The organism is Pseudomonas sp. ATCC 13867 (assembly GCF_000349845.1).
Lineage (GTDB): Bacteria > Pseudomonadota > Gammaproteobacteria > Pseudomonadales > Pseudomonadaceae > Pseudomonas.
Window position 1 is genome coordinate 5395135 of sequence record NC_020829.1, and the last position, 25132, is coordinate 5420266.

22 protein-coding genes are annotated in these 25132 nt (G+C 65.4%); 8 read left to right on the top strand and 14 right to left on the bottom strand.

What is annotated here, in order from left to right; genetic code table 11:
- Positions 1 to 5: 5 nt before the first annotated feature.
- On the bottom strand, positions 6 to 926 hold the full coding sequence (locus H681_RS24145; RefSeq protein ID WP_015479526.1) for a LysR substrate-binding domain-containing protein: 921 nt from the start codon (positions 924 to 926) through the stop codon (positions 6 to 8).
- A 148-nt stretch (positions 927 to 1074) separates the two neighbouring features.
- Here H681_RS24145 and H681_RS24150 point away from each other — a divergent pair, with 148 nt between their 5' ends.
- Entirely contained in the window at positions 1075 to 2460 is a 1386-nt protein-coding gene (locus H681_RS24150; RefSeq protein WP_015479527.1) for a NorM family multidrug efflux MATE transporter, read from the top strand.
- A gap of 72 nt (positions 2461 to 2532) precedes the next feature.
- Here the strand turns inward: H681_RS24150 and H681_RS24155 are convergent, their stop codons facing one another.
- Positions 2533 to 4212 (bottom strand): putative bifunctional diguanylate cyclase/phosphodiesterase, encoded by a 1680-nt coding sequence (locus H681_RS24155; RefSeq protein WP_015479528.1) that lies wholly within the window; start codon positions 4210 to 4212, stop codon positions 2533 to 2535.
- Between the two features lie 289 nt (positions 4213 to 4501).
- On the opposite strand from H681_RS24155, the gene rep reads away from it, so the two are divergent.
- Together rep and H681_RS24165 are read left to right on the top strand one after the other, a co-directional pair.
- The gene (gene rep / locus H681_RS24160; protein WP_015479529.1) at positions 4502 to 6511 is read left to right on the top strand and encodes a DNA helicase Rep; all 2010 of its coding nucleotides are present in this window, start codon (positions 4502 to 4504) and stop codon (positions 6509 to 6511) included.
- A 241-nt stretch (positions 6512 to 6752) separates the two neighbouring features.
- Positions 6753 to 7328 (top strand): xanthine phosphoribosyltransferase, encoded by a 576-nt coding sequence (locus H681_RS24165; RefSeq protein ID WP_015479530.1) that lies wholly within the window; start codon positions 6753 to 6755, stop codon positions 7326 to 7328.
- Positions 7329 to 7573: 245 nt separating this feature from the next.
- Here the strand turns inward: H681_RS24165 and H681_RS24170 are convergent, their stop codons facing one another.
- The 8 genes from H681_RS24170 to H681_RS24205 form a co-directional block, all read right to left on the bottom strand.
- Positions 7574 to 8002 carry a c-type cytochrome gene (locus H681_RS24170; protein ID WP_015479531.1) on the bottom strand — a complete coding sequence of 143 codons (429 nt, stop codon included), beginning with the start codon at positions 8000 to 8002 and terminating at the stop codon, positions 7574 to 7576.
- Positions 8003 to 8178: 176 nt separating this feature from the next.
- Positions 8179 to 8727 (bottom strand): cupin domain-containing protein, encoded by a 549-nt coding sequence (locus H681_RS24175; protein WP_015479532.1) that lies wholly within the window; start codon positions 8725 to 8727, stop codon positions 8179 to 8181.
- 164 nt (positions 8728 to 8891) lie between these two features.
- Positions 8892 to 9971 (bottom strand): alanine racemase, encoded by a 1080-nt coding sequence (alr, locus tag H681_RS24180; protein WP_015479533.1) that lies wholly within the window; start codon positions 9969 to 9971, stop codon positions 8892 to 8894.
- 79 nt (positions 9972 to 10050) lie between these two features.
- Positions 10051 to 10404, bottom strand: coding sequence for a RidA family protein (locus H681_RS24185; protein WP_015479534.1), 354 nt, complete (start codon positions 10402 to 10404; stop codon positions 10051 to 10053).
- Entirely contained in the window at positions 10379 to 11674 is a 1296-nt protein-coding gene (dadA, locus tag H681_RS24190; RefSeq protein ID WP_015479535.1) for a D-amino acid dehydrogenase, read from the bottom strand. Before dadA ends, H681_RS24185 begins: the two co-directional genes overlap by 26 nt.
- A gap of 361 nt (positions 11675 to 12035) precedes the next feature.
- Positions 12036 to 12380 (bottom strand): YdbL family protein, encoded by a 345-nt coding sequence (locus H681_RS24195; protein ID WP_015479536.1) that lies wholly within the window; start codon positions 12378 to 12380, stop codon positions 12036 to 12038.
- Between the two features lie 14 nt (positions 12381 to 12394).
- A complete protein-coding gene (locus tag H681_RS24200) occupies positions 12395 to 12586 on the bottom strand; it encodes a YnbE family lipoprotein (protein ID WP_015479537.1) in 192 nt (63 codons plus the stop codon).
- 17 nt (positions 12587 to 12603) lie between these two features.
- Complete coding sequence (locus H681_RS24205) at positions 12604 to 15162, bottom strand: YdbH domain-containing protein (RefSeq protein ID WP_015479538.1); 2559 nt, start codon at positions 15160 to 15162, stop codon at positions 12604 to 12606.
- 160 nt (positions 15163 to 15322) lie between these two features.
- Between H681_RS24205 and dadR the strand changes: the two genes are divergently transcribed.
- The 3 genes from dadR to H681_RS24220 all read left to right on the top strand — a co-directional run bounded on the left by dadR (position 15323) and on the right by H681_RS24220 (position 18901).
- Entirely contained in the window at positions 15323 to 15811 is a 489-nt protein-coding gene (dadR, locus tag H681_RS24210; protein WP_015479539.1) for a transcriptional regulator DadR, read from the top strand.
- Positions 15812 to 15958: 147 nt separating this feature from the next.
- On the top strand, positions 15959 to 17278 hold the full coding sequence (locus H681_RS24215) for an NAD(P)/FAD-dependent oxidoreductase (RefSeq protein ID WP_015479540.1): 1320 nt from the start codon (positions 15959 to 15961) through the stop codon (positions 17276 to 17278).
- 69 nt (positions 17279 to 17347) lie between these two features.
- A complete protein-coding gene (locus H681_RS24220; RefSeq protein WP_015479541.1) occupies positions 17348 to 18901 on the top strand; it encodes a phospholipase D family protein in 1554 nt (517 codons plus the stop codon).
- Here H681_RS24220 and H681_RS24225 read toward each other — a convergent pair.
- Complete coding sequence (locus H681_RS24225; protein WP_015479542.1) at positions 18898 to 20067, bottom strand: MFS transporter; 1170 nt, start codon at positions 20065 to 20067, stop codon at positions 18898 to 18900. The two genes, H681_RS24220 and H681_RS24225, sit on opposite strands and share 4 nt — an antisense overlap.
- A gap of 199 nt (positions 20068 to 20266) precedes the next feature.
- Positions 20267 to 21760, bottom strand: coding sequence for an aldehyde dehydrogenase (locus H681_RS24230; RefSeq protein WP_015479543.1), 1494 nt, complete (start codon positions 21758 to 21760; stop codon positions 20267 to 20269).
- A 304-nt stretch (positions 21761 to 22064) separates the two neighbouring features.
- Here H681_RS24230 and H681_RS24235 point away from each other — a divergent pair, with 304 nt between their 5' ends.
- Positions 22065 to 22427, top strand: coding sequence for a cupin domain-containing protein (locus H681_RS24235; RefSeq protein WP_015479544.1), 363 nt, complete (start codon positions 22065 to 22067; stop codon positions 22425 to 22427).
- A 344-nt stretch (positions 22428 to 22771) separates the two neighbouring features.
- On the opposite strand, the gene rpmG is transcribed toward H681_RS24235, so the two are convergent.
- Complete coding sequence (rpmG, locus tag H681_RS24240) at positions 22772 to 22927, bottom strand: 50S ribosomal protein L33 (RefSeq protein ID WP_009614117.1); 156 nt, start codon at positions 22925 to 22927, stop codon at positions 22772 to 22774.
- Positions 22928 to 22939: 12 nt separating this feature from the next.
- Positions 22940 to 23176, bottom strand: coding sequence for a 50S ribosomal protein L28 (rpmB, locus tag H681_RS24245; protein WP_015479545.1), 237 nt, complete (start codon positions 23174 to 23176; stop codon positions 22940 to 22942).
- Between the two features lie 365 nt (positions 23177 to 23541).
- Between rpmB and H681_RS24250 the strand changes: the two genes are divergently transcribed.
- The gene (locus H681_RS24250; RefSeq protein ID WP_015479546.1) at positions 23542 to 25113 is read left to right on the top strand and encodes an ABC transporter substrate-binding protein; all 1572 of its coding nucleotides are present in this window, start codon (positions 23542 to 23544) and stop codon (positions 25111 to 25113) included.
- Positions 25114 to 25132 lie beyond the last annotated feature (19 nt).

Consider the following 25132-nt stretch of genomic DNA (forward strand, 5'->3'; position numbering starts at 1 on the left):
GCGCCCTAGTCGAGCAGCTCGACCGCCGGCAACTGCATGGCCTGGACCTCGGCCTGGAGGAAGTCGCGCAGCCGGCGCAGGCGCTCCTGATGCCGGCGCGCCCGTGGCCAGACCAGGTAATAGCTCTCGCCGCTGCCCACCGCGCTGGGCCAGGGCAGCGCCAGGCGGCCCTGGTTGGCATCCTCGGCGACCATCACCAGGTCGCCGATGGACACGCCGTAGCCGCGAGTCGCGGCGACGATGCCCAGTTCCAGGGTGTCGAAGACCTGGCCGCCCTTGAGCGAAACCTGCTCGCTCAGCCCCATGCGCTGCAACCAGCGACGCCAATCGCGGCGGTCCGGCGTCGGATGCAGCAGCTCGGCGCCGGCCAGGCGTTCGGCGTCCCAGGGGCCGTCCGCCAGCAAGGCGGGCGAGCCCACCGGGATCAGGTACTCGGGGAACAACAGCGTGACCTCCCAATCCGGCGGGAAATGCCCGGCGCTGAGCAGCACGGCGCAGTCGAAGGGCTCGTGGACGAAATCCACCCGGTCCACGTCCATCCAGGCGCTGGTCAACTGCACTTCGACATCGCTGTTGCGCATGCGGAAGTTGCTCAACCGCGCCAGCAGCCAGCGCATGGTCAGGGTCGAGGGCGCCTTCAGGCGCAGCACACCTTCCTCCGCGCGCAGGCTGGAACAGGCGCGCTCCAACGCATCGAAGCCGTCGCGCAGGCCGGGCAGCAGCAGGCGCGCCGGCTCGGTCAGCTCCAGTTGCCGGCCGCGCCGCTGGAACAGGCGGCAGGCGAAGTGCTCTTCCAGGGTCTTGATGTGCCGGCTCACCGCGCTCTGGGTGATCGCCAGTTCCTCGGCGGCGCGGGTGAAGGAGGCATGCCGGGCGGCGGCCTCGAAGGCGCGCAGGGCATAGAGGGGCGGCAACTGACGGTTCATCGCGGACTCCAGGGACAAACAGGCATGAGTATGACTCATGAATGGCATCGTTTTTTTCCTTTTGTGCCCACCCGTGCAGACACCGGAAAATGAGGAACTTTCCATTCGGACGGCCCCACTGCGGGCTACTGCTGACTGAGCCTGACTCATGAAACGCCTGTACCGTGACGAACTCGCCGCCATCCTCCGCCTGGCCGGCCCGCTGATCGCCGCTCAGCTGGCCTACGTGGCCATGGTGTTCACCGACACGGTGATGATGGGCAAGCTCGGCCGCGAGGCCCTGGCCAGCGGCGGCCTGGGCGCGTCCAGCTATGCGCTGGTCTCCACCTTCTGCGTCGGCGTGGTGGCCGCCACCGGCAACCTGGTCGCCATTCGTCACGGGGCGCGGGACACATCTGGAGTAGTCCAGGCCACCCAGGCCGGCCTGTGGATCGGCCTCGCGCTGTCGCTGCTGGCGGGGCTGCTGCTGTGGAACCTGGGGCCGATCCTGCTGACGTTCGGCCAGGCGCCGGAAACCGTCACCGGTACCCTGAGCTTCCTGCGCAGCATCGTCTTCGCCCTGCCCGGCTACATGGTCTTCATGGTGCTGCGCGGCTTCACCAGCGCCATCGAGCGTACCGGCCCGGTCATGGCGATCAGCGTGATCGGCGCGCTGGCCAACTTCGCCCTCAACTACGCCTTCATCGAAGGCCTGTTCGGCCTGCCGCGCCTGGGGCTGGCGGGGATCGGCCTGGTCACCGCCGTGGTGATGAACGCCCTGCCGGTGATCCTCGCGCTGTACCTGCGCTGGCACCCGGCCTACAGCGCCTATCCGCTGCTGCGCGGGCTGTCGCGGCCGGACTTCAAAGTGATCGGCGAGTCCCTGCGCCTGGGCCTGTCCATCGGCGGTACCTACGCGGTGGAGTCGGGGATGTTCACCGTCGCCACGCTGTGCATGGGCGCCATCGGCAGCACCGCGCTGGCCGCGCACCAGATCGCCATCCAGTCGGTGTACGTGGCCTTCATGGTGCCGGTGGGGATTTCCTACGCGGTGACCTTCCGCATCGGCCAGCACTACGGCGCCGGTCGACTGGTCGAGGCGCGCCGGGCCGGACGGCTGGGAATCGGCTTCGGCGCCAGTTGCATGTTCGCCTTCGCCGCACTGTTCTGGCTGGCGCCGGAAGTGGTCATCGGCCTGTTCCTCGACCATGACGACCCAGCCAACCAGGAGGTGGTGAAACTGGCCGTCAGCCTGCTGGCCATCGCCGCCTGGTTCGAGCTGTTCGACGGCACCCAGAGCATCGCTATGGGCGCGATTCGCGGCCTGAAGGATGCGCGCACCACCTTCCTGGTCGGGCTGGCCGGCTACTGGCTGGTGGGTGTGCCGATGGCGCTGCTGCTCGCCTTCCCGCTTGGCTGGGGGCCTGGCGGCGTGTGGTGGGGACTGGCATCGGGGCTGGCGTGCGCGGCGATCGGCCTGTGCCTGGCGTTCGAAGCCAAGACCGCCCGGCTGCTGCGGCCGCAGGCGGCGGGCAACGCCCTCGGCACCTGCTAGTGACCTGTACGGTTAATTCGGCAATTGAAGCCTGGCGCCGAAATTGATTAGTCGAATTAGCCACACAGGCCACTAGCTACTGATCGGATCCTGCAGGCGCAAGGCGCGATTGGCGCCGAACACCAGGAAACGCGTCAACTCCGCCAGGGGCAGCGGGCGGCTGATCCAGTAGCCCTGGACCTGGTCGCAACCGAACTGGTTCAGCTGGTTCTGCTGCTCGATGGTCTCGACCCCCTCGGCCACCACCTCGAGGTTCAGGTTGTGCGCCAGGTTGATCATCGCCCGCACCAGTTGCAGGTTCTCGGGGCGCTCGTGCATGCCGCCGACGAAGCTCTTGTCGATCTTCAGCAGGGTGATCGGCAGGCTGTTGAGGTGCACGAAGGACGAGAAACCGGTGCCAAAGTCATCCAGCGAGAAGCGCACACCCAGCCGGCCGAGAACCTGCATGGTCTGCAGCACCTGGTCGCTGCGGCGCATCACGGCGGTTTCGGTGAGCTCGAACTCCAGCCACCGGGCGTCGACGCCGCGCTCGCGGATCAGGCGCTCCAAGGTCGGCAGCAACTGGCTGTCCTGGAACTGGCGGAACGACAGGTTGATCGCCATGTGCAGCGGCGGCAGGCCGCGCCCGCGCAGCCACTGCATGTCGCGCAGGGCGCGGGAGATCACCCAGTAGCCGAGCGGCACGATCAGCCCGCTCTCCTCCGCCAGCGGTACGAAGTCCCCCGGCGTGAGCAGGCCACGGTCGGGATGGCGCCAGCGCACCAGCGCCTCCAGGCCGACGATGCGGCCATCGTGCAGGTCCAGGCGCGGCTGGTAGTGCAGCTCCAGCTCGTCGCGCCGCAGGGCTCGGCGCAGTTCGCTCTCCAGGTCCGCAAGGCTGCGCGCGCCGCGGTTGATGCGGTCATCGAACACATGGAAGGTACAGCCCTGGCGAGACTTGGCCTGCTGCATGGCGATGTGCGCGTGCCACATCAACGGGTCGGCGCTGTCGCCGGCGCGGGCGTTGGCCATACCCAGGCTGCAACCCAGCAGCAGGCTTTCGCCCTCGACCCAGTAAGGCTCGCCCAGGACCTCGATGATGTGTTCGGCGATCTTCTCCACCCGTTCCGGGTCACGGCGGGTATCCAGCAGCAGGGCGAACTCGTCGCTGCCCAGGCGGGCAATCTGGTCACCGTTGTCCAACTGCGCCTTGAGACGGCCGACCACCTGCAGGATCAGCCGGTCGCCGGCCTGGTGGCCGAGGGCATCGTTGACGTGGCGGAAGTTGTCCAGGTCCAGATGCCCCAGCGCCAGGCCACGGCCGCCGCACTCGCTGAGGCGGGCGGCGAGCAGGGTCTGGAAGCCCTGGCGGTTGGCGATGCCGGTCAGCGGGTCCTGTTCGGCCAGGCTCTGCAGGGTGTGTTGCAGCGAGGTGCGCTCGCGCACGTAGCGCAGGCAACGGCGCAGTACTTCGGCATTGAGACTTTCGGCAGCCAGCCAGTCGGCGACGCCCACCGGATCCTCCGAGGGCTCGCGTTCGAGCAGCAGGACCATCGGCAGGTGACACTGGTGTGGGCACGGCAGCTTGCCAGGCGTGGCCAGGACCAGGCCGACCTGTTCCTCATCGAACAGGCTGCTGGCGGCCTCCCAGGAGGGCGCGGTGATCAGCGAATAGCCCTGTCCCAACGCGGCCAGGTGCCCGCGAAGTAGCTGGGCCCACTGCGGCGTTTCCGCCAACAGGAGCAGGCGCGCTGGTTCGACCGACGCTACCAAGCGACCCCCATGTCCATGCGATGGGAAGAAACATGGCGCCGTCCCTGTGCCTGCCCTCCCGGTTTTGAAGCCTCCGTCGTATCCGGCTCCCCCGATACGGACGTGGCTTCCGAGAAACTCTTAAGAGTTTTCTTCAACTATTGCCTTCACAAGCCTAATACAAGTACGGATTTATCCAAAACCAGGAAGCACGATCCCGTCACAGATCGCCGCTATTCCGAGCGGCACCCCGGCGCCCGGCATGGCCTGCTAGAATACGCGCCCGCTCCACTACAGACCCCCGCCTTTCATGTCCCGACTCAATCCCCGGCAGCAAGAGGCCGTGAACTACGTCGGCGGCCCGCTCCTGGTGCTGGCCGGCGCCGGCTCCGGCAAGACCAGCGTGATCACCCGCAAGATCGCCTACCTGGTGCAGCAGTGCGGCATCCGCGCCCAGTACATCGTCGCGGTGACCTTCACCAACAAGGCCGCCCGCGAGATGAAGGAGCGCGTCAGCATCCTGTTGCGTTCCGGCGAGGGCAAGGGCCTGACCGTCTCGACCTTCCACAACCTGGGCCTGAACATCATCCGCAAGGAACACGCGGCCCTGGGCTACAAGCCCGGCTTCTCGATCTTCGACGAGAGCGATGTGAAGGCGCTGATGACCGACATCATGCAGAAGGAGTATTCCGGCGATGACGGTCTGGACGAGATCAAGGGCCTGATCGGCAGCTGGAAAAACGACCTGATCCTTCCGGAAGAAGCCCTGGAAAAGGCACGCAATCCCAAGGAACAGACCGCTGCAATGGTCTACCTGCACTACCAGCGCACGCTCAAGGCGTACAACGCGGTGGACTTCGACGATCTCATCCTGCAGCCGGTGAAGCTGTTCCAGGAGCACCCGGAGATCCTCGACAAGTGGCGTAACCGCGTGCGCTACATGCTGGTGGACGAATACCAGGACACCAACGCCAGCCAGTACCTGCTGGTGAAGATGCTGGTGCAGCAGCGCGCGCACTTCACCGTGGTGGGCGACGACGATCAGTCGATCTACGCCTGGCGCGGCGCGCGCCCGGAAAACCTGATGCAGTTGAAGGAAGACTTCCCGTCGCTGAAGGTGGTGATGCTGGAGCAGAACTACCGCTCCACCAGCCGCATCCTCAAATGCGCCAACATCCTCATCGCCAACAATCCCCACGTGTTCGAGAAGCAACTGTGGAGCGAGATGGGCGAAGGCGACCCGATCCGGGTGATCCGCTGCCGCAACGAGGAGTCCGAGGCCGAGCGGGTGGCGATGGAGATCCTCACCATCCACCTGAAGACGCAGCGACCCTATAGCGAATTCGCCATCCTCTACCGGGGCAACTACCAGGCGAAACTGATCGAACTGAAACTTCAGCACCACCAGATTCCCTATCACCTATCAGGCGGCACCAGCTTCTTCGGACGCCAGGAAGTGAAGGACCTGATGTCCTATTTCCGCCTGCTGGTGAACCCGGACGATGACAACGCCTTCCTCCGGGTGATCAACGTGCCGCGTCGGGAAATCGGCTCCGCCACCCTGGAAAAGCTCGGCAACTACGCCACCGAGCGCGGTTCCTCGATGTTCAACGCCATCGAGGAAATGGGCCTGGCCGAGCATCTGGATGCCCGCTACGTCGAGCGCCTGCAGCGCTTCAAGCGCTTCATCGACAAGGTCCGCGAGCAGTGCGCCGGCAATGATCCGATCGGCGCGCTGCGCAGCATGGTGATGGACATCGACTACGAGAACTGGCTGCGGCAGAACGCCTCCAGCGACAAGGTCGCCGATTTCCGCATGGGCAACGTGTGGTTCCTCATCGACGCGCTGAAGAACACCCTGGAGCGCGACGAAGAAGGCGATATGACCATCGAACAGGCCATCGCCAAGCTGGTATTGCGCGACATGCTGGAGCGCCAGCAGGAAGAGGAAGAAGGCGCCGACGGCGTGCAGATGATGACCCTGCACGCGTCCAAGGGACTGGAATTCCCCTACGTGTTCATTCTCGGCGTGGAAGAGGAAATCCTCCCGCACCGCTCCAGCATCGAAGCCGACACCATCGAGGAAGAGCGGCGCCTGGCCTACGTGGGCATTACCCGGGCGAAAAAGAACCTGGCCATGACCTTCGCCGCCAAGCGCAAGCAGTACGGCGAGATCATCGACTGCTCGCCCAGCCGCTTCCTCGACGAACTGCCGCCCGAAGACCTGGTCTGGGAAGGCCAGGAAGACGCGCCGCCGGAGGTCAAGGTGGCCAAGGGCAACTCCGCGCTGGCGGATATCCGGGCGATGCTCAAGCGCTGATCTAATTTCCTGTAGGAGCGAGCTTGCTCGCGAACAGGATTTTCCGGCAGCTCCGACGCCGACCGGGTTCGCGGGCAAGCTCGCCCTTACAGAAAGGCAGCGCACCGGGATCACGCGCGGCCGCCCATCGAAAAACTGTCCATTCGATCAGCAATTGCACTGGTCGGAACGTCGCGCAGAACCCCGCCGGCATTGTAGAATTACGCGCTTCATCAGCGACAGCCGCTCCGGAAGCCCCCCCGTGAACACTCTCAAAGACAAAATTCGCAGCGAAGGCATCGTTCTTTCCGAACAGGTCCTCAAGGTAGACGCCTTCCTCAACCACCAGATCGACCCGGCGCTGATGAAGCAGATCGGCCACGAGTTCGCCGAACGCTTCAAGAACCAGGGCATCACCAAGATCGTCACCATCGAGGCCTCGGGTATCGCCCCGGCGGTCATGGCCGGCCTCGAACTGGGCATCCCAGTGATCTTCGCCCGCAAGTTCCAGTCGCTGACGCTGAAGAACGACCTGCTGATCTCCAAGGTCTTCTCCTTCACCAAGCAGACCGAAAGCACCATCGCCATCTCCGCCAAGCACCTGACCAGCGCCGACCACGTGCTGGTGGTGGACGACTTCCTCGCCAACGGCCACGCCGCCAAGGCGCTGATCGACCTGATCCAGCAGGCAGGCGCCAGCGTCGCCGGTCTGGGCATCGTCATCGAGAAGTCCTTCCAGGAAGGCCGCGCCCTGCTGGAAAGCGAAGGCTACCGCGTAGAATCCCTGGCCCGGGTGAAGTCCCTGGTCAATGGTCAGGTCGAGTTCCTCGAAGACTGATCGCCCCACGCGTATAGAAGGCGGGTACCGCAAGGGCCCGCCTTTTTTCATGCCCGTGTCCCGGCGGATCTTGTCCGCGATCCGCCGGCAGACGGCCGTGCGGTTCGCGCGCAAGCTCGCTCGTTCCGTACTGACCGTCAGCCCCGCCAGCAGCAGGCGCTGGAGCGGTTTCGCCGCGCAGTGCTGCACAGATCGCAGGCATGAAAAAGCCGCCCGGAGGCGGCTCTTTCGGCACAGGCCGGCGCTTACAGGCCAGACATGTTATGAATCGCGGCTTTCAGCTCGTCATCCGAGCAGTCGGCACAGGTGCCTTTCGGCGGCATGGCGTTGAAGCCGGAGATGGCCTTGGCCAGCAGGCCATCGATACCACCCTGCTCCTTCGCACGCTTGTCCCATTCAGCCTTGTCGCCCACTTTCGGCGCGCCCAGCAAGCCGGTGCCGTGGCAGTTGGTGCAGACCTTGCCGACGATCTCTTCGCCCGAACGCGGAGCACCGCCGCCACCGGCCGATGCGACGGCGCCAACGCCTTCGCATTCCTGACCCTGTACGCAGACTTTCCCCACTGGTTCGAGACGCTTGGCAATGGCGTCATCGTTGGTCGCGGCCTGAGCGCTTACAGCCCACAGGGCCAGCACGGCAGCTTGGGCTGCCAGCATTTTTTTAATCAGGTTCACCCTTTCACCCTCATCGTGGCTTATCACACCCAGGCGCGGTAGCAGTCATCACAGTCTCGGGCCGCGCGGGCGGGCGCAAGTATAACGGCAAAGCCCGCAAGCTCGAAACAATTGCACTACCTTGTCGGGCCTTGCGGCATTAGGTCGCAGCTGGTCTGGCCGGTCCTACCGGCTGTTCAAAAATTTGCCGGTGTGGTGGCGCTGATCAGCCGCGCCGGGGCATCGAATGGATTGCGGAAACGGTGGGGCTTGGTGCTATCGAAATAGTAGCTGTCGCCGCGTTCGAGCACGAAGATCTCATCGCCGACAGTCAGCTCCAGGCGGCCTTCGACCAGTACGCCAGTCTCTTCGCCTTCGTGGGCGTACATGTCGTCGCCGGTGTCGGAGCCCGGCGGATAAGTCTCGTCGAGGAGGGTGATGGCGCGACTGGGATAGTCCTTGCCGACCAGCTTCATGATGATCGAGCCGCTGGACAGGTCGCTGAGTTCGTCTGCCTTGTAGACCACCGGGGTATTGCTGTTCTGTTCCAGATCCAGGGAGAAGAACTCGACCAGGGACATCGGAATACCACCCAGCACTTTCTTCAGCGAGCTGATGGAGGGGCTGACGCTGTTCTTCTCGATCATCGAGATCGTGCTGTTGGTCACACCCGCCCGTTTGGCGAGTTCGCGCTGGGACAAACCTTTGAGCTTACGGATGGCTTGCAGACGAGCACCGACGTCCAAGGGTGGGGTCCTCCTTATTCTTGTGTTCAGGCAGGCTCTGAAAGGCAGAACCCGCAAACGGCTTGAGCCGAGCGGGTTCCAAGTGCCACGTATCATGGCAACACCGTTCAGTATTTACAACAGATCGACTGTCGATCCTGCGCAAACTTTACGGACGGTCCCCGTCACTCGCCGCTATAGACCCTCGGCACGCGCTTGAGGTTGCAGAACAGCTGGTAGGGAATACTGCCGCAGAGTGCAGCGAGCTGGCTGGCGGGAACGTTCGGCCCCCAGAGCTCGACGCGACTGCCCAGGCCGGCGGCCGGCAGGTCGGTCAGATCGACGGTGAGCATATCCATCGACACTCGACCGATGATGCGGCTGGGCTTGCCGTCGATGAACACCGGCGTGCCATCCGGCGCATGGCGCGGATAGCCGTCGGCGTACCCCATCGCCACCACGCCGACGCGTACCGGACGGTCGGCGACGAAGCGCGCGCCGTAGCCCACCGGCTCGCCGGCCGGCAGTTCGCGGAGGCTGATGATCTTGGATTCCAGGGTCATCACCGGGCGCAGCTGGTCGGCCAGCGGGTGCGCCTGTTCGAACGGGGTGGCGCCGTAGAGCATGATGCCGGGGCGCACCCAGTCGCTGGGCACTTCGGACCAGCCGAGGATGCCGGGGGAATTGCGCAGGCTGACTTCATGGCCCTGGCCCACGGCTTCGCGCACTGCCTGGAAGGCCGCGACCTGCTCCTGGGTACGCACGCAGCCCAGTTCGTCGGCGCGGGCGAAGTGGCTCATCAGTACCACCTTGGCCACGTGGGGCAGCGCCTTCAGGCGCGCCAGGGCGGCAGCGTAGTCCTGCGGGAAGAAGCCGACGCGGTGCATGCCCGAGTCCATCTTCAGCCAGAGGGTCAGCGGCTTGCCCGGACGGGCGCGCTCGATGGCCTCCAGTTGCCAGACCGAGTGCACCACGCACCACAGGTCATGCGCTTCGATCAGTTCCAGCTCGCTGGCTTCGAAGAAGCCTTCGAGCAGCAGGATCGGCGCGCGGATACCGGCGTCGCGCAACTCCAGCGCTTCCTCGATGCAGGCTACGGCGAAACCGTCGGCCTCGGCTTCCAGCGCGCGGGCACAGACCACGGCACCGTGGCCATAGGCATCGGCCTTGACCACCGCCAGCGCTCGCGCGCCGCTGACTTCACGGGCCAGACGGTAGTTGTGGCGCAGGGCGGCAAGATCGATCAGGGCACGGGCGGGACGCATGGCGAGGCTCTCTTGTGGGGTGGATCAAGAACAGAAGGCGAAAAAAACCCGGCACTGCGGCCGGGCCACGCAAAAACAATCAGGGCAGGGCGGCGATGACCGAGATCTCGACCCGGATCTCCGGGTAGCACAGCCGGGCCTCGACGGTGGCGCGGGCCGGGCCGGCACCCTCCGGCAGCCACTGGTCCCAGACGCTGTTCATCCCGGCGAAATCCACGGCGACGTTCTTCAGGTAGATGGTCGCCGAGAGGATCCGCGAGGTATCGGTGCCGGCCTCTTCGAGCAGACGCTCGATACTGGCCAGGACCTCGCGGGTCTGCTGCTCGACGCCACCGGAAAGATCGTCCGCCACCTGTCCGGCGAGGTACACCGTGCCGTTGTGGACAACGGCCTGGCTCATCCGCTGATTAGTGTGCAGGCGCTGGATGGCCATTCTGAGCCTCCGAGGCGGAACCGTAGCGGGAGATGTCCAGACCTTCGGTGCTGATCTGCGGACGCTTCTTCGCCATCAGGTCGGCGAGGTAGCGACCCGAGCCGCACGCCATCGTCCAGCCCAGGGTGCCGTGGCCGGTGTTGAGGAACAGGTTGCGGTAGCGGGTGGCGCCGACGATCGGGGTGCCATCCGGGGTGGCCGGGCGCAGGCCGGTCCAGAACTCCGCCCGGCTGACGTCGCCGCCTTCCGGGTAGAGGTCGGTGGTGATCATTTCCAGGGTGGCGCGGCGGCGCGGGTTCAGCGACAGGTCGAAGCCGGCGATTTCCGCCATACCGCCCACGCGGATACGCTGGTCGAAGCGGGTGATCGCGACCTTGTAGGTCTCGTCGAGGATGGTCGAGGTCGGTGCCATGTCCGGGTTGGTGATCGGCACGGTCAACGAGTAGCCCTTGAGCGGGTAGACCGGGGCGTCGATACCCAGCGGCTTGAGCATCTGCGGCGAGTAGCTGCCCAGCGCCAGCACGTAGCGGTCGGCGGTGACCAGTTCGCCATCGACCCAGACGCCGTTGATGCGGTCGCCGGCGAAGTCCAGGCGCTGGATGTCCTGGCCGAAGCGGAACTCCACACCCAGGGCCTTGGCCATCTCGGCCAGCTTGGTGGTGAACATCTGGCAGTCGCCGGTCTGGTCGTTGGGCAGGCGCAGGGCGCCGACCAACTTGTCGGCCACCTTGGCCAGGGCCGGCTCGACGCGGGCGATGCCGGCGCGATCGAGCACTTCATAGGGAACGCCGGTGCTTTCCAGGACAGCGATGTCCTTGGCGGCGGAATCCAGCTGGGCCTGGGTGCGGAACAGCTGGGTGGTGCCCAGGGAGCGGCCTTCGTAGGTGATACCGGTCTCGGCGCGCAGTTCGTCGAGGCAGTCGCGGCTGTACTCGGACAGGCGCACCATGCGCTCCTTGTTCACCGCGTAGCTCTTGGCGTTGCAGTTGCGCAGCATCTGCCACATCCAGGCGTACTGGCTGGGGTCGCCGGTCAGCTTGATGGCCAGCGGGGCGTGGGTCTGCATCAGCCACTTCATGGCCTTGAGCGGAATGCCCGGGGCGGCCCAGGGCGAGGCATAGCCAGGGGACACCTGGCCGGCGTTGGCGAAGCTGGTCTCCAGGGCCGGGCCGGGCTGGCGGTCGACGACGACCACTTCGAAGCCCGCGCGGGCGAGATAGTAAGCACTGGCGGTACCGATCACACCGCTGCCGAGCACCAGAACACGCATTCTTTGCCTCCCACGCCGCGTCAGAACGCGGACGTTTTTTATTCTGAACGTAGATGCGCGCAGTATAGGAAGACAGCGTCAGTGATATTCACTATTTAACAATTGGTATTTGTCGAAAAATCCTGGCAAAAGCCGCAATTGTGGAGGGACATCCACCAGGATAAAGCGCTTTTCACCTGAAACCGAATGGTCGATGATCTGGCGAAATTTTCGCCAGATCAGGAAGAAATATCGAACGACGATCAATCTGCCGGAACTTCTCTCGCCAGAGCCCGACCAGGCACGACTTACCTGCCTCCGATGGCCCTCTCCCCACCCTCCGCCACGGACGACGGTGGGCAGGGAAATTCCCTTGGAAGGCCTACTTGCGCACCCACTGACCATTGACCTGCACGTACTGCCCCGAAGGCGTGCGCTCGATGGCCTTCTTCCCGGCCAGGGTTTCCACGTCCTTGAGGGTGGCGCCGCTCTGGCTGGCGACCTTCTGGTACTCGGCACGGCGCGCGGCGTTGATCTGCGCGGCGATGTCGGCGGCCTGGCCGCTGTTGCTGACGACGCCCAGGTAGCCGTCGGCCTGCTCGCCGACCAGTCCCTGGGACTTGGCGCCGCCGAGGGCGGACATGGCCTGCTCCAGGCTCATCGCCATGACCGGCAGGCTGAGGCAGAGGGCAACCAGCGCGGTACCCAGTTTGCGGTGCAATTTCATGAAAAGGCTCCTTCTCAGAACAGGCCGCTGTTCTCGTTGATGATGCCGTCGAGCGCCTTGTCGACCTTGATATAGATCTCGTGCTCGATCTTCACGTTGAGGTTGATGTTGATCGGCTCCTTCGGGGCGGCCAGTTGCACGGTGGGCGTGCAGCCCTGGGCGAGGCCGGCCAGGAGCAGGAATGGGAGTAAGGCGCGAAGGCGCATCGGGGTTCTCCTTGCGGTCATGGCGCGGCGGCCGGGTCGTTGCGCAGGCGCTCCTGCACGCGCTGGCGAATGGTGTCGCTGACCCGCTCGCTCAGTTGCAGGCTGGTGAGCAGCTTGGGCACGTTCTCCTCCAGGTTGACGTTGAGGTTGATCGGCCGGCCCTGCTCCAGCGCGGGGTTGTGCCCGCTCAGGCTCAAGGCGAGCAGCAGCTTGCCGGTGTCATCATAATCCACCGTGCTGGACAGCTTGTCGTAGCGGAAATCGTCGATGGCGGTCGCCAGCAATTGCATGGCCGGGTTGCTCCGTCCCAGGGAGCGGATCTTCTCCGAACGGAACTGCAGCACCCCCGGCGCGCGTGCGGCGACCTGGCCGCCGCGAATATTCAACTTCCCCTTCTCCAGACGCAGCGGCAGCGTGCCGTCGAGGATTCCCGTGCCGGTCAGTCCTTCCGCCGGATAGGCCTTGAGGATCGCCTCCAGCGACAGGCCTTCGAGCTTGAGCATCTGACCCTGGCCCGGTGCGGAAAGATCCACCGCGCCAGCCGGCAGCCAGGCGCGCCCGTCGAACAGCGCCAGCTCCGCCTGGCGCCAATCGATACGGCCGGCCAAGGGTGCCGCCAATGCGGCCTTGTAGTTGCCCTGCAGGATCAGCGGGCCGAGTGTCACACCGGGGTTGAGCGTGGCGATCTTCAGCTGCGGCAACTGCAGCTCCAACTGCGTGCCTTTCAGGCCGAGCTTCGCCTGCAGGTCGAGCCCGTGAACTTCGCTGCGGTCATAGACGCCTTCCAGCCCCTGTCCGCGCAGTTGCAGATCGAGGTTCTGCGGCGCGCTGCCCGGTGGTAGACGCCAGTTCAGCGCGAGACTCGCCTTGCCGTTGTTCAGGCCGAGCAGCGGCGGCCAGTCAGCCAGGGACTTCTCCAGCGGGTTGCCGGTACGCAGGAAAAACTCCGGCAGCCGCGCGTCGAGACTCAGCCCCGTGTTCGCCGCGTTGCTCAGATCGACCGTGGCGTTCAGCCCGCCGCCGTTCTGCAACCGCCCCTTGAACTGCTGGACATCGAGGCTGACGGACAACTCACCCTTGGCACTCCAGGCCAGCGGCTTGACGCGGGGTTGGCGCAGTTCGCCCAGTGCCAGTTGCAGTGGCGCGGCCAGTTGCAGGCCCAGTGGGGCATCGGCGGGATAGGCCAGGTTGAAGGCGCCCTTGCCAAGGATGGCGCTGAGCTTGCTGATCCTGAGCGCTGCCGGCCCGCTCAGGGTACCGACCTGCACGTGCGGGCCGGCAGCGAAGGCCAGGGTCGCCGACTGCCTGTCCACCCGGCCGTCAAAGCGCATATCGAGACGGCTGTTGGCCGCGCGCAGGCCAGCCACGTCCAGGTGCGGAACCTTGCCCTCCAGTCGCGCCTCATTCAATTGCAGCGCCAGAGGGGTCGCTTCCAGCAGCGCCACCCGCGAGCGCAGGCGCAGGTCGGCGGCGCCGATGGCGCGCAGGTCGGCCCGCACGCTGCCGGCCTCGTCGTCCACGCCGGGTTCCAGGCGCAATGTCAGGCGCGCCGGGCGCAGGCCGACCGGCAGCGCCTGCAGCCAGTCGCCGTAGAGATCGGACAGGCGCAGGTCGCCGCCGATCACCGAGGGCCGCCAGCCCGTTTCACCGGCGCTGGCGACCAGCCGCAGGTCCCCCTGCAGGTTACCCAGGCCGGGCAGTGGCCAAGGCTGGGGGAGTTGCAGGGCAAGATCGACGCTGCCGCGGCCATCGCGCAGCCCCGGCCAGTCCGGCCAGGCGGCATCACCGGCCAGGGTGGCGTCCCAGCTCAGGCGCAGGCGGCCGGCTTCGGGAATCGGCAGCGGCAGGTTCGGCGTGGGCAGCCACATGCCGAACCAGTTGCGCACCGCCTGGACCGGTGGCACCGCGGGGCTGGCCAGGGTTCCGGCAAGCTGGCGGCTAGCCGGCGCCCAGCTCGATTGCAGGGACAGCAGTGGCTCGTTATCCAGATAGCTGTCCAGTTGCAGGCGCCATTGTCCCTCGCCGGGCTGCAGCAACCCGTTGAAGGCCATTTGCTGGCCGCCCTGGCGCAACTCGCCACCCAATGCGGCGGCGCCACCCGGCAGTTGCTCCCAGTGCGCGCTGCCGTTCAGCGAGCAGCGCTGCTCGCGGGCGCAGGGCAGTTCGACGCTCACCCGCTCCAGGGCCAGACGGCCGGGCAACAACGCCAGCCAGCGCCCCAGTTGCTCTGGCGCCGGCAGTGCGCCCGAGCTTTCCACCGCGTCCGGCCACTGCCGCACGTCCAGAGTCTGCGCCGACACTTCCGCCAACCGCCAACGACCATCCGCATACTGCGGCCAGCCCACCCGCAGTCGTTCGAGGCGAACCGCGAGCCGGCCGCCCTCCGGGGTCTGGCGCTGCAGCGCGAGGTGCTCCAGCCGCAGTCCGGTGCGCGAAACACCCAGGCCCTGCCACTGCTCGATGCTCACGCCGGCGCCGGCCAGCAGCCGCGGGACCGCCAGCCACACGCCGCCCGCCGCCAGCGCCAGGATCAGCAACAGCAGCAACAGGGCAGTGCGCAGACGCGGTAACGACATGCCGGGCTCCAGGGGAAAAACGTCTGGCTCCGACCTTACAGTGGGAGCATGGGTCTACAGGCTGGCCAACGACCGCCGGAAGTTCAAGCGCAACCAGTGATATTCCCTGCACAACCGACTATATTGCCGACATTCCCCCAAAGCCGACGCCGGTCCACCGATGAGAACCCAACACCAAAGCCGCCGCGAACTGGACAAGATCGACCGCAATATCCTGCGCATCCTGCAGGAAGAAGGCCGAATCTCCTTCACCGAACTGGGCGAACGGGTCGGCCTTTCCACCACGCCCTGTACCGAGCGGGTACGGCGGCTGGAGCGCGAAGGGATCATCATGGGCTACAACGCCCGCCTCAACCCGCAGTACCTCAAGGCCAGCCTGCTGGTATTCGTCGAGATCAGCCTGGACTACAAGTCCGGCGATACCTTCGAGGACTTCCGCCGTTCGGTGCTCAAGCTGCCCCACGTGCTGGAATGCCACCTCGTCTCGGGCCACTTCGACTACCTGGTGAAGGCGCGCATCTCGGAGATGGCCTCCTACCGCAAGCTGCTGGGCGACATCCTGCTCAAGCTGCCGCACGTGCGCGAATCCAAGAGCTACATCGTCATGGAAGAAGTAAAGGAAAGCCTGACTTTGCCCATCCCGGATTGAGAGCGGATTGAATTCCGGCTGATCGCGGCAACCTGCCAGACTTTTACAACTTTCCGGCTCTTTTTACGGCTCCGGCTATTGGCGTGGCGGGAAGTCGGCGTTTATCCTGCGTAAAATTTTAACAACATAAAAATCAGGATATCGCACATGAACGCCCGCGTTCACCAGCCGGTGCACACCGACCATCACGCCCCTTCCTACTACGCCGCAAGCGTCAATCGACGCCTCGAAGTGCCTCCCCTGGCCGGTGAGGAAAAGGCTGACGTGTGCATCATCGGCGGTGGCTTCTCCGGGTTGAGCACCGCTATCGAACTGGCCGAGCGCGGCCTCTCGGTGGTACTGCTCGAGGCCCACCGGATCGGCTGGGGCGCCAGCGGGCGCAACGGCGGCCAACTGATTCGCGGGGTCGGCCACGGCGTCGAGCAGTTCGAGCCGGTGATCGGTGCCGACGGCGTGCGCGAACTCAAGCTGATGGGCCTGGAAGCCGTGGAGATCGTCCGCCGCCGCGTCGAACAGTACTCCATCGACTGCGACCTGACCTGGGGCTACTGCGACCTGGCCAACAAGTCGTCGGACGTCGAAGGCTTCCAGGAAGATTTCGACGAACTGAAAAGCCTCGGCTACCGCCACGAACTGCGTATGGTCCCGAAAGAGGAAATGCGCTCCATCGTCGGCTCCGACCAGTACGTCGGCGGCATGGTGGACATGGGCTCCGGCCACCTGCACCCGCTCAACCTCGCCCTGGGCGAAGCCGCCGCAGCGCAGAGCCTGGGCGTGCGCCTGTTCGAAAATTCGAAGGTCACGGCGATCGACTACGGCAGCGAAGTGCGCGTGCGCACCGCCGGCGGCAGCGTACGCGCCAAGACCCTGGTGATCGCCTGCAACGCCTACCAGAATGGCCTGAATCACTACCTCGACGGCAAGGTGCTGCCGGCCGGCAGCTACGTGATCGCCACCGAGCCGCTGTCCGCCGAGCAGGCCCACGCCCTGTTGCCGCAGAACATGGCGGTGTGCGACCAGCGCGTAGCGCTGGACTACTACCGACTCTCCGCCGACAACCGCCTGCTGTTCGGCGGCGCCTGTCACTATTCGGGCCGCGATCCGGCGGACATCGCCGCCTACATGCGGCCGAAGATGCTCAAGGTGTTCCCGCACCTGGCGAACGTCCGCATCGACTACCAGTGGGGCGGCATGATCGGCATCGGCGCCAACCGCCTGCCGCAGATCGGCCGCCTGCCGAACCAACCCAACGTGTACTTCGCCCAGGCCTACGCCGGCCACGGGGTGAATGCCACGCACCTGGCCGGCAGGCTGCTCGCCGAAGCCATCGCCGGCCAGCACGGCAGCGGTTTCGAACTGTTCGCCAAGGTGCCGCACATCACCTTCCCCGGCGGCAAGCTGCTGCGCTCGCCGCTGCTGGCCTTGGGCATGGCCTGGTACCGCTTCAAGGAAACCCTCGGCGGCTGACCGCCCACGCGATCCAGCGGCTAGAATCTTCCGCAGCCCGTCACCGGCGGGCTTGTCGGAGACTTCTCATTGCTTCATCGCCTGCTCCTGCCGATCCTGCTGGTCCTGGGGGGTTGCGCCAGTGCGCCACCGCCCGAGCCTTCGCACGTGCTGCCGGTGCAGGGTACCCGGCTGGACAACCAGATCAGCGAGCAGGCCGCGGCCCATCCCGGCCAGTCCGGCTTCCACCTGCTGGCCTCCAGCATCGACGCCTTCCTCGCCCGCGCCGAACTGATCCGCAAGGCCCAGCGCAGCCTCGACATCCAGTACTACATCGTCCACGACGGCCTCACCACCCGCGCCCTGATCCGCGAGTTGCTGCGCGCCGCCGACCGGGGCGTGCGCATACGCGTGCTGATCGACGACACCAGCAGCGACGGCTGGGACTACGAGCTGGGCACCCTCGCCGCCCACCCGAACATCCAGATCCGCCTGTTCAACCCGCTGCACCTGGGCCGCAGCACCGGTTTCACCCGCAACATGGGGCGCCTGTTCAACCTCTCCGAGCAGCACCGGCGCATGCACAACAAGCTGTGGCTGGCGGACGACAGCGTGGCCATTGTCGGCGGCCGCAACCTGGGCGACGAGTACTTCGGCGCCAAGGCCGAGATGAATTTCAGCGACCTCGACCTGCTCGGCGTCGGGCCGGTCGCCCAGTCCCTCGGGGTGAGCTTCGACCAGTACTGGAACAGCACCCTGAGCCGCCCCATCGAGGACTACCTCTGGAGCCGGCCGGGCAAGAAGGAGCTGGACGGCGTCCGGCGCCGCCTCGACCGCTACCTGGAGCGTGCGCGGGTCAAGCGCTCGGGCTATATCGCACGGCTCAACCTCAGCAGCAACCGGCCGCACCTGGACAACTGGCTGGACGACCTGGTGTGGGCGCCCGCCCACGCCATCTGGGACGCTCCGCTGAAAGTGCTCGACCAGGGCGACTCCCGGCCCGAGCAACTGCTGAGCACCCAGCTCGCCCCGCTGTTCGACGGGGTTTCCCATGAGCTGATCCTGGTTTCGGCCTACTTCGTACCGACCCGCGCCGGGGTCGACTACCTGACCCGGCGCGCCGACCAGGGCGTCAGCGTGCGCCTGCTGACCAACTCGCTGGAGGCAACCGACGTACCGGCCGTCCACGCCGGCTACGCGCCGTACCGCATGGCCCTGCTGGAGCACGGAGTGAAACTCTTCGAACTGCGCGCCGAACCGGACCAGCGCATCGCCGGCGCTCCCTGGATGGTGCGCGGCTCCAGCAGCGCCAGCCTGCACAGCAAGGCGGCGGTGTTCGACCGCCGGCAGGTGTTCGTCGGCTCGCTGAACTTCGACCCGCGCTCGGTGCTGTGGAACACCGAAGTCGGGGTCATCGTCGACAGCCCGGAACTGGCCGAACAGGTTCGCCGCCTGGCACTGACCGGCATGTCGCCCAACGTCAGCTACCAGGTGAAGATCGACCGCAGCGGCGCGCGGCCCCGGTTGGTCTGGATCGACGAGCGCGACGGCCAACGCCACACGCGGCACCATGAACCGGGCAACCTCTGGCGCCGCTTCAATGCCTGGGTCGCCGGTGCCATCGGGCTGGAGAAGATGCTTTAGAAACGCTCCCGCTGCAGCTCGGCGTCGGTCGCCTGCATGGCCGGCGGCAAGCCGCGGTAGGACACCAGCACGACGAAGCCCGCCGCGCCCAGCGCCATTACCATCGGCAATGCATGACCGCTGATCCACTGGCTCGCGGCGCCCGTGGCCAGCGGACCGATCAGGCAGCCGATCCCCCAAAGCTGGGCGATGTGCGCATTGGCACGAACCAGGGCATCGTCCCGGTAACGCTCTCCGATGAGGATCAGCGACAGGGTGAACAGCCCGCCCGCGCTGGCGCCGAACAGTACCAGCACCGGCCAGATCGCCGGACCGTGCAGCAGTGGCGGAATGCCCAGGCTGCTCGCCAGCAGCACCAGGCCGCAGCCCTTGAACAGCGTCTGCCGGGAGATGCGATCCGCCAGCCAGCCGATGGGCAGTTGCAGCAGCGCATCGCCGATGACCACCGTGCTGACCATCGCCAGGGCCACTGCCTGGGTGAAGCCCTGTTGCACGCCGTAGACCGGCAGCAAGGTGAGGATCATCGCCTCGAAACCGGCGAACAGCACCACCGCCCAAGCGATCGCCGGCAACTGCGCGCAGAAGCCGAACAGCCCGCGCCCGGAAGCGCTGTGCGGATCGACCTTGGGCGCGCCGCCACGGCCGAGCAGCAGCAGCGAACCGCCGATCAGCAGGCACCCGCTGAACCAGAAGCCACGGTCGTCGGCAGTGCCGATGAAGGTCAGCAGCACCGGGCCGGACAACTGGCTCAGCGCATAGCCGGTGCCATACAGCGCCACCAGGCGACCACGCCATTTCTCGATGGCCAGCTGGTTGATCCAGCTTTCACCGAGGATGAACACCACGGTCAGTTGCACGCCGATCAGCAGGCGCAGCAGCAGCCAGACCGGATAACTCTGCAGCAACGCCAGCAGGCCGACCGAGAAGGCCCCCGAAATCAGGCACAGCTGCATCAGCCGCGGCGTACCGATACGCGCCGCGAGCCGGCCGGCCAGTGCGGCCCCCAGCAGCACACCCACCGCGGGCGTCGCCGCCATGACGCCAATGGCGAAGCTGCCATAGCCCCAGCTTTCGAGGCGCAGCGACACCAGCGGCATGGTCAGCCCGAGGGCCAGACCGATACTGATGACCGACAGGCAGACCGCAGAATAGGCACCCCAACGCATTGTCTTTCTCCCGTTCCATCCGGAGCGCACGCCGGGCCCGTCAGGTTGCCCGATGCGCAATGCACAACGGCCGGGCTTCCCAGAGGGAAACCCGGCCGCAGGTTTGGCTCTTGTCAGAGCGACCCCTGAACGGGGCCGACCTGGCCAGGCCTGGATCGATAAGGTCGTTACGGAGGGAGCGAGCTCCCCCGCGCCGTCCTTAGAGCTTGATCCAAGTGGCCTTCAGCTCGGTGTACTTGTCGAACGCGTGCAGCGACTTGTCGCGACCGTTGCCGGACTGCTTGAAGCCACCGAACGGAGCGGTCATGTCGCCGCCGTCGTACTGGTTCACCCATACGCTGCCGGCGCGCAGCGCCTTGGCGGTCAGGTGAGCCTTGGACAGATCGCTGGTCCACACCGCGGCGGCCAGGCCGTACGGGGTGTCGTTGGCAATACGTACGGCTTCCTCGGCATCGGTGAACTCGATGACCGACAGCACCGGGCCGAAGATCTCTTCACGGGCGATGCGCATGGCGTTGGTCACACCGTCGAAGATAGTCGGCTCGACGTAGGTGCCACCGGTCTCTTCCAGAGTGCGCTTGCCGCCGGCGACCAGCTTGGCGCCGTCGTCGTGGCCTGCCTGGATATAGCTCAGCACGTTGTTCATCTGGGTGGTGTCGACCAGCGCACCGACGTTGGTGTCCGGGTCCAGCGGGTTGCCCGGCTTCCAGGCCTTGATGGCCTCGACCACCAGCGGCACGAACTCGGCCTTGATCGACTTCTCCACCAGCAGGCGCGAGCCGGCGGTGCAGACTTCGCCCTGGTTGAAGGCGATGGCGCTGGCGGCGGCTTCGGCGGCGGCCTTCAGGTCCGGCGCGTCGGCGAAGACGATGTTCGGGCTCTTGCCGCCGGCTTCCAGCCAGACGCGCTTCATGTTCGACTCGCCAGCGTAGATCATCAGTTGCTTGGCGATCTTGGTCGAACCGGTGAACACCAGGGTATCGACGTCCATGTGCAGGGCCAGGGCCTTGCCCACGGTGTGGCCGAAGCCCGGCAGGACGTTGAACACGCCTTTCGGGATGCCGGCCTCGATGGCCAGCTGGGCGATGCGGATACCGGTCAGCGGCGACTTCTCGGAGGGCTTGAGGATCACCGAGTTACCGGTGGACAGCGCCGGGCCGAGTTTCCAGCAGGTCATCAGCAGCGGGAAGTTCCACGGCACGATGGCGGCAACCACGCCCACCGGCTCGCGGGTCACCAGGCCCAGCTCATTGTGGGCAGTGGCAGCGACTTCGTCGTAGATCTTGTCGATCGCTTCACCGCTCCAGCGCAGGCTGTTGGCGGCGCTGTTCACGTCGATGCTCAGCGAGTCGCTGATCGGCTTGCCCATGTCCAGGGTTTCCAGCAGGGCCAGCTCTTCGGCGTTTTCCAGCAGCAGCTCGGAGAAGCGGATCATGACCTTCTTGCGCTGGGCCGGGGCCATGCGCGACCACACCCCGGAGTCGAAGGTGGCACGGGCGACCTGCACGGCACGCTCGGCATCGGCGAGGTCGCAGCTGGCGACCTTGGCCAGGAAGCGGCCATCCACGGGGCTGATGCAATCGAAGGTGGCGCCGGATACGGCGTCGACGTATTCACCGTTGACGAAGGCGCGGCCTTCGATCTTCAGATCCTTGGCGCGAGCTTCCCAATCGGCGCGAGTGAGGGTACCCATGACAACGTGTCCTCTTATTAATGTACTTATCTAAGGTCCAGGCGCCCGGTGCGGGCGCGCTGTCAAATATTCCGCAAGGCGGAGCAAACGCATGCTGTCCGCCACCCTAAACCGGAGCCTGGCAATTTTCAATATTTTTTACACTATGCGGCCAAATGGCCTTGTCACGTTCGTTTTATTAAACATAGACTGCCTTGATTCATCGGCTGATGGTTTTCCGACAGCCGTATCGGAGTAAATATCCAACAGCGCTGCGCGTGCCCGCACGCACTCTCGCCAACAACTCTAAAGAACCGAGACCGCCATGAACGTCGAGCAGATCGTCGATTTCGCCCAGGCCACCACCGCCCCCGAACACTACCGCCCCGCCCCGGACCGCATCATCAAGGGCGACCCGGCGCAGAGCGTGCGCAACCACTACGCCAGCGACTGCGGCCAGTTCAACGTGGGCATCTGGGAAGGCGAGCCGGGCCACTGGAACGTCAGCTACACCGAGCACGAGTACTGCGAGATCCTCCAGGGCGTATCGGTGATCCGTGATGCCAACGGCGGCGCCAAGACCGTGCGCGTCGGCGACCGCTTCGTCATCCCGGCCGGCTTCAGCGGCACCTGGGAAGTGCTGGAGCCTTGCCGCAAGGTCTACGTGATCTTCGAGCAGAAGGCCTGATCGCCCGACCATGAAAAAGCCCGTCGATTGGCGTAATGCTGTTCACTTAAGAAAAACGCCGCGACTCCTTTGCCAGGATCGCGGCGTTTCTTTGCTCCGCAGGTCGCTTCAAGCGGAGATTTTGAATGGGTTGTTCCCTCTGTGGCTCTGAAAAAGGAACAAAAAACCGATACCAGAGCACCTGGTATCGGTTTATCGGAGCTCGCGATTGTCCACTAAATGCCTAAGTGAACAGCATTACGTCGATTGGCGGGCTTTTTTGTACCTGCCGCGTCACGCGGGAAACGGCAGGCAAGAAAAAACCCGCCACGAGGGGCGGGTTTCTTCACAAGGGCGAAGATCAATTACTTGATCTTGGCTTCCTTGTAGATCACGTGCTTGCGAACAACCGGATCGAATTTCTTGATCTCGATTTTCTCAGGCTTGGTGCGCTTGTTCTTGTCGGTGGTGTAGAAGTGGCCGGTACCGGCGCTGGACACCAAACGGATCAGTTCACGCATGACTGCAGCTCCTTAGAATTTTTCGCCGCGGGTGCGCAGGTCGTTCAGAACGGCCTCGATACCACGCTTGTCGATGATACGCATGCCTTTGGCGGAAACGCGCAGACGTACGAAACGCTTCTCGGATTCTACCCAGAAACGGTGGTGCTGCAGGTTCGGCAGGAAACGGCGACGGGTTTTGTTGTGTGCGTGGGAAATGTTGTTCCCGGTAACCGGACCCTTACCGGTCACTTGGCAAACTCTCGACATGGCTCAGCCCTCTGTAAACCACATGCCAAACCCGGCATGGGTTGGCTGCTTAACTCAATTGGATTCTCAGTTTCACCAGGGTCTTAACTGCCACATCGCCGCGAACGGGTCGCAAGATCAGAGCAGGGCCCCAGAAAAGAGCGCAGCTTTATATCAGAAAGACACTCCGCGCTGCAAGGGCGGGCGCCACTCCGGGAACGCAACGCCAGCCCCCGTGGGGCGTGGCACTCGTGCCGTTCGTCGCCTGTCATCGTTGTCGCTGCGGGCATGTTGGTCTAGGGTAGCGCCTTCGAGGTTGCCAACAGCCTTGCATGACTCGCCCAACCCCGCGGATGGGCATCTTGCCACCCTGTACGGAGTCCGTCATGCGTCTCGCCCTGCTCGCCCTCCTGATCTCCCCGGCTCTCGCCAGCGCCGCCTCGCTGAGCGTCTGCACCGAAGCCAGCCCCGAAGGCTTCGACGTGGTCCAGTACAACTCGCTGACCACCACCAACGCCTCGGCCGACGTGCTGATGAACCGCCTGGTGGACTTCGACGCCACACGCGGCGAGCTGGCCCCCAGCCTGGCCGAGCGCTGGACGGTATCCGCCGATGGCCTGACCTACGATTTCCAGCTGCGCGATGCGGTGAAGTTCCACCGCACCGACTATTTCAACCCCAATCGCGCGCTCGACGCCGACGACGTGGTGTTCAGCTTCCAGCGCATGCTCGACCCCGCGCAGCCCTGGCACAAGGTGGCGCAGAGCGGCTTCCCCCACGCCCAGTCGATGCAACTACCGAGCCTGGTGAAGTCGGTGGAGAAGATCGGCGCCCACCAGGTGCGCTTCACCCTGAACCACCCGGACGCCACGTTCCTGCCGATGCTGAGCATGGGTTTCGCTTCTATTTATTCCGCCGAATACGCCGACCAGTTGATGAAGGCCGGCACCCCGGAAAAGCTCAACGCCCAGCCGATCGGCACCGGCCCCTTCGTCTTCAAGCGCTTCCAGAAGGACGCCGTGGTGCGCTACACCGCCAACCCCGACTACTTCGGCGGCAAACCGGCGGTGGACAACCTGGTGTTCGCCATCACCCCGGACGCCAGCGTGCGCATCCAGAAGCTCAAGCGCGGCGAGTGCCAGATCGCCCTGTCGCCCAAGCCGGTGGACGTGGAGACCGCCGTCAAGGCCGCCGACCTCAAGGTCGAGCAGACTCCCGCCTTCATGACCGCGTTCGTCGGCATCAACAGCCAGCACGCGCCGCTGGACAATCCCAAGGTGCGCCAGGCGATCAACCTCGCCTTCGACAAGCGCAGCTACCTGCAGGCAGTTTTCGCCGGCAGCGCCACCCCCGCCGACGGCGTCTATCCGCCGAACACCTGGAGCTACGCCAAGGACATCCCCGGCTATCCGCACGACCTGGCCAAGGCCCGCACCCTGCTGGCCGAGGCCGGGCTGAAGGACGGCTTCAAGACCACGATCTGGACCCGCCCCTCCGGCAGCCTGCTCAACCCCAACCCCAGCACCGGCGCGCAACTGCTGCAGTCGGACCTGGCGCAGGTCGGCATCCAGGCCGAGATCCGCGTGATCGAATGGGGCGAGCTGATCCGCCGCGCCAAGGCCGGCGAGCACGCCCTGCTGTTCATGGGCTGGGCCGGCGACAACGGCGACCCAGACAACTTCCTCACCCCGCAATTCTCCTGCGCCAGCGTGAAGTCCGGGCTGAACTTCGCGCGCTACTGCGACGACAAGCTCGACGGCCTGATCAGCCAGGGCAAGGCGGTGGCCGACCAGGCCAAGCGCAGCGAGCTGTACCACCAGGCGCAGCAGATCATCCATGACCAGGCGCTGTGGCTGCCGCTGGCGCACCCAACGGCTTCGGCGATCATCCGCAAGGACGTGAAGGGCTACGCGGTGAGCCCGTTCGGCCGCCAGGATTTCTCCAGGGTCACCTTCTGAGGCACGGCCTGGGCACGGC

Excerpts from the sequence above, each read along its gene's own strand:
- H681_RS24145 (WP_015479526.1), bottom strand. The coding sequence starts at position 926 with ATGAACCGTCAGTTGCCGCCCCTCTATGCCCTGCGCGCCTTCGAGGCC.
- H681_RS24150 (WP_015479527.1), top strand. The coding sequence starts at position 1,075 with ATGAAACGCCTGTACCGTGACGAACTCGCCGCCATCCTCCGCCTGGCC.
- rep (WP_015479529.1), top strand. The coding sequence starts at position 4,502 with ATGTCCCGACTCAATCCCCGGCAGCAAGAGGCCGTGAACTACGTCGGC.
- alr (WP_015479533.1), bottom strand. The coding sequence starts at position 9,971 with ATGCGTCCCGCCCGTGCCCTGATCGATCTTGCCGCCCTGCGCCACAAC.
- H681_RS24185 (WP_015479534.1), bottom strand. The coding sequence starts at position 10,404 with ATGGCCATCCAGCGCCTGCACACTAATCAGCGGATGAGCCAGGCCGTT.
- dadA (WP_015479535.1), bottom strand. The coding sequence starts at position 11,674 with ATGCGTGTTCTGGTGCTCGGCAGCGGTGTGATCGGTACCGCCAGTGCT.
- H681_RS24195 (WP_015479536.1), bottom strand. The coding sequence starts at position 12,380 with ATGAAATTGCACCGCAAACTGGGTACCGCGCTGGTTGCCCTCTGCCTC.
- H681_RS24200 (WP_015479537.1), bottom strand. The coding sequence starts at position 12,586 with ATGCGCCTTCGCGCCTTACTCCCATTCCTGCTCCTGGCCGGCCTCGCC.
- H681_RS24205 (WP_015479538.1), bottom strand. The coding sequence starts at position 15,162 with ATGTCGTTACCGCGTCTGCGCACTGCCCTGTTGCTGCTGTTGCTGATC.
- dadR (WP_015479539.1), top strand. The coding sequence starts at position 15,323 with ATGAGAACCCAACACCAAAGCCGCCGCGAACTGGACAAGATCGACCGC.
- H681_RS24215 (WP_015479540.1), top strand. The coding sequence starts at position 15,959 with ATGAACGCCCGCGTTCACCAGCCGGTGCACACCGACCATCACGCCCCT.
- H681_RS24225 (WP_015479542.1), bottom strand. The coding sequence starts at position 20,067 with ATGCGTTGGGGTGCCTATTCTGCGGTCTGCCTGTCGGTCATCAGTATC.
- H681_RS24230 (WP_015479543.1), bottom strand. The coding sequence starts at position 21,760 with ATGGGTACCCTCACTCGCGCCGATTGGGAAGCTCGCGCCAAGGATCTG.
- H681_RS24235 (WP_015479544.1), top strand. The coding sequence starts at position 22,065 with ATGAACGTCGAGCAGATCGTCGATTTCGCCCAGGCCACCACCGCCCCC.
- rpmG (WP_009614117.1), bottom strand. The coding sequence starts at position 22,927 with ATGCGTGAACTGATCCGTTTGGTGTCCAGCGCCGGTACCGGCCACTTC.
- rpmB (WP_015479545.1), bottom strand. The coding sequence starts at position 23,176 with ATGTCGAGAGTTTGCCAAGTGACCGGTAAGGGTCCGGTTACCGGGAAC.
- H681_RS24250 (WP_015479546.1), top strand. The coding sequence starts at position 23,542 with ATGCGTCTCGCCCTGCTCGCCCTCCTGATCTCCCCGGCTCTCGCCAGC.